The organism is Stenotrophomonas pictorum JCM 9942 (assembly GCF_001310775.1).
Classification (GTDB): Bacteria; Pseudomonadota; Gammaproteobacteria; order Xanthomonadales; family Xanthomonadaceae; genus Stenotrophomonas; species Stenotrophomonas pictorum.
Window position 1 is genome coordinate 1 of record NZ_BAZI01000314.1, and the last position, 3,050, is coordinate 3,050.

The window sequence follows — 3,050 nt, forward strand, 5'->3', positions numbered from 1 at the left end:
CGTGAACGCCGCCCCACCCCGGCAGATGCCGCCGGCCTGTTGCCGGTGGGCGCCATCGGCAACAATATGCCCCCTTGATCCCGTCCTATCGGGCCACGTTCGACGCCGTTCGATCCGCCGCCCGGCCGTGCCGCCCTGTCGGCCAGTACCTACCGAGAGACCGTGAAGACACCCCAACAATTGCAGGCACTGATCGACGACGGTGTCATCGAAGAAGTGCTGCGCCCGCTCAAGAGCGGCAAGGAAGCGGCCGTTTACGTGGTCCGCAGCGGCGGTGAAGTACGCTGCGCCAAGGTCTACAAGGACATGGCCCAGCGCAGCTTCCAGCAGCGCGTGCAGTACCAGGAGGGCCGCAAGGTCCGCGGTTCGCGTGAGGCCCGGGCCATCGGCAAGGCCAGCAAGTACGGCCGCAAGCAGCAGGAAACGGCGTGGAAGAACACCGAGGTCGACGCGCTCTACCAGCTGCGCGAAGCCGGGGTGCGGGTGCCCGAGCCGTTCGGCTATTTCCACGGCGTGCTGGTGATGGAGCTGGTCACCGATGCCGAAGCTTCAGCGCCGCGCGCCTGGGCGAGGTGGAGCTGGAGGCCGAGGAGGCGCGCCAGTTCCACGCGGTGCTGGTGCATCAGGTCAAGCTGATGCTGTGCTGCGGGCTGATCCACGGCGACCTGTCGCCGTACAACGTGCTGGTCGGCCCGGACGGCCCGATCGTCATCGATTTCCCGCAGGTGGTCAGCGCCGCCGGCAACAACGCCGCGCGCACCATGTTGCTGCGCGACGTCAACAACCTCACCGCCTTCCTCGGGCGCAGCGCGCCGGAACTGCTGGACACCTGGTACGGCGAGGAGATGTGGGAGCTGTTCCAGGCTGGCGAGCTGCAGCCGGACACCGTGCTGACCGGGCAGTACACCCCGGACATGAGCAGCATCGATCTGGACAGCGTGCGCCACGCCATCAACGACGCCCGCGAGGAGGCGCTGATCCGCCAGCAGGGCCGTGAAGCGGCCGAGCAGGACGACGACTGAGCCGCTGGCCGGCCGTCAAAACCGCGACGCGTAACTGCTGCAAATGCCGTCGGCCGGGTTGCGAAACCCGGCCGATCGTGTGTGCGGCGGTGCCGCGTTGGCCGGTGGGCGGCGTGCCGTGGCACCCTGCGCGTTCCGCTATCCGGGGTTGGGGGCTGCAGTGAACTTGCTTGAGGGTGTGCGCGTGCTGGACCTGTCCCGCATCCTGGCCGGGCCGTGGGCCACGCAGGTGCTGGCCGATTTCGGTGCCGATGTGATCAAGGTCGAGCGTCCCGGGGGGGGCGATGACACCCGCAGCTGGGGGCCGCCGTACCTGAAAGATGCCGCCGGCCACGACACCGGCGAATCGGCGTACTACCTGTGCGCCAACCGCGGCAAGCGCTCGGTGGCGATCGACTTCACCACGCCCGACGGGCAGGCGCTGATCCGCGAACTGGTTACCCGCTGCGATGTGCTGGTGGAGAACTACAAGGTCGGCGGGCTGGCCCGGTACGGGCTGGATTTCCCCCGCCTGCAGGCGCTGAACCCGAAGCTGGTGTACTGCTCGATCACCGGTTACGGCCAGGATGGACCGTACGCGCAGCGCGCCGGCTATGACGCGGCGATCCAGGCCATCGGCGGGTTGATGAGCGTGACCGGTGAGCCCGACGGCGCGCCCGGCGCCGGTCCGCAGAAGGTGGGGGTGGCCGCGACCGACCTGATGACCGGCCTGTATGCGGCCACCGCGATCTTGGCGGCGCTGCGCCATGCCGAACGCACCGGCATCGGCCAGCAGATCGATCTGGCGCTGCTCGATACCCAGGTGGCCTGGCTGGCCAACCAGGCCTCCAACTACCTGGTCGGCGGGGTGGTGCCGGAGCGGCAGGGCAGCGCGCATCCGAATATCGTGCCCTACCAGGTGATGCCGGCGGCCGATGGCTACTTCATGCTGGCCGTCGGCAACGATGGCCAGTTCGCGCGCTTGTGCGAGGTGCTCGGTGCGCCGCAGCTGGCGGCCGATCCGCGCTATGCGACCAATGCCGCCCGCGTCGCCCATCGCGATGCACTGGTACCACAGCTGCAGCAGTATCTGCGCGCGCGTCCGGCCGCGCAGTGGCTGGCGCTGCTGGAAAAAGCGGGGGTGCCGGCCAATCCGGTCAACCGCATCGACCAGGTGTTCGATGATCCGCAGGTGCAGGCGCGGGGGCTGAAGATCGAGCTGCCGCATGCCGGTGGTGGCCGCGTGGCGATGGTGCGCAATCCGCTGAAGTTCTCCGCCACCCCGCTCCAGTACACGCAGGCCGCGCCACTGCTGGGCCAGCACACCGCACAGGTGCTGGAGGAAATCCTCTCACTCGATGCCGGGCGCCTGCGGCAGTTGCAGGCGCTCGGGGTGCTCGGCGGCGGGGAGTGAACCGCGCACTCCGGACGCCAAGGGCCCGCGCCCGCCGGATTGTCCGCGCGCGTTACTGGCCGCCGGGAAAACCGTGCTGGCGCCAGGCCTCGAACACCACCACCGCCACCGAGTTGGACAGGTTCAGGCTGCGGTTGTTGGGCTGCATCGGCAGCCGCAGGCGGCGGCCGTCGGGCAGTGAATCCAGCAGGTCCTGCGGCAGACCACGCGTTTCCGGGCCGAACAGGAACGCATCGCCATCGGCGAAGGCCACGCTGTCATAGCGCACGCTGCCACGGGTGCTCATCGCGAACAGGCGCGTGGGCGCGATGCGCGCCAGCGCGGTGTCCAGGTCCGGGTGGACCTGCAGCTGGGCGTATTCGTGATAATCCAGGCCGGCGCGCTTGAGCTGCTTGTCAATGAGGTCGAAGCCCAGCGGTTCGATCAGGTGCAGGCGCGCGCCGGTATTGGCGCAAAGCCGGATCACGTTGCCGGTGTTCGGCGGGATCTCGGGCTGGTAGAGCAGAACATCGAAAACGGGTGCGGAAGTCATCGGCGCAGTTTACGCCGCCGCTGGCCCGGCCAGCGGTGTGGCCGGCTCAGCGGCCGAGCAGGTCGGCGGCGACGTCGATGGCCAGGGTCTGCAGATTCAGCGC

At 68.9% G+C, this 3,050-nt stretch carries 2 protein-coding genes and 1 pseudogene; 2 read left to right on the top strand and 1 reads right to left on the bottom strand.

Annotation, left to right across the window (positions count from 1 at the left end):
- Positions 1–162 precede the first annotated feature (162 nt).
- Both JCM9942_RS12935 and JCM9942_RS12940 read left to right on the top strand, forming a co-directional pair.
- A pseudogene (locus JCM9942_RS12935) lies at positions 163–1,022 on the top strand (PA4780 family RIO1-like protein kinase).
- A gap of 160 nt (positions 1,023–1,182) precedes the next feature.
- Positions 1,183–2,415 carry a CaiB/BaiF CoA transferase family protein gene (locus JCM9942_RS12940; protein ID WP_054660166.1) on the top strand — a complete coding sequence of 411 codons (1,233 nt, stop codon included), beginning with the start codon at positions 1,183–1,185 and terminating at the stop codon, positions 2,413–2,415.
- A 52-nt stretch (positions 2,416–2,467) separates the two neighbouring features.
- On the opposite strand, the gene JCM9942_RS12945 is transcribed toward JCM9942_RS12940, so the two are convergent.
- The gene (locus JCM9942_RS12945; protein WP_054660168.1) at positions 2,468–2,947 is read right to left on the bottom strand and encodes a tRNA (cytidine(34)-2'-O)-methyltransferase; all 480 of its coding nucleotides are present in this window, start codon (positions 2,945–2,947) and stop codon (positions 2,468–2,470) included.
- Positions 2,948–3,050 lie beyond the last annotated feature (103 nt).

Bases quoted from the DNA above. Each gene is read 5' to 3' on its own strand.
- JCM9942_RS12945 (WP_054660168.1), bottom strand. From the start codon at position 2,947: ATGACTTCCGCACCCGTTTTCGATGTTCTGCTCTACCAGCCCGAGATC.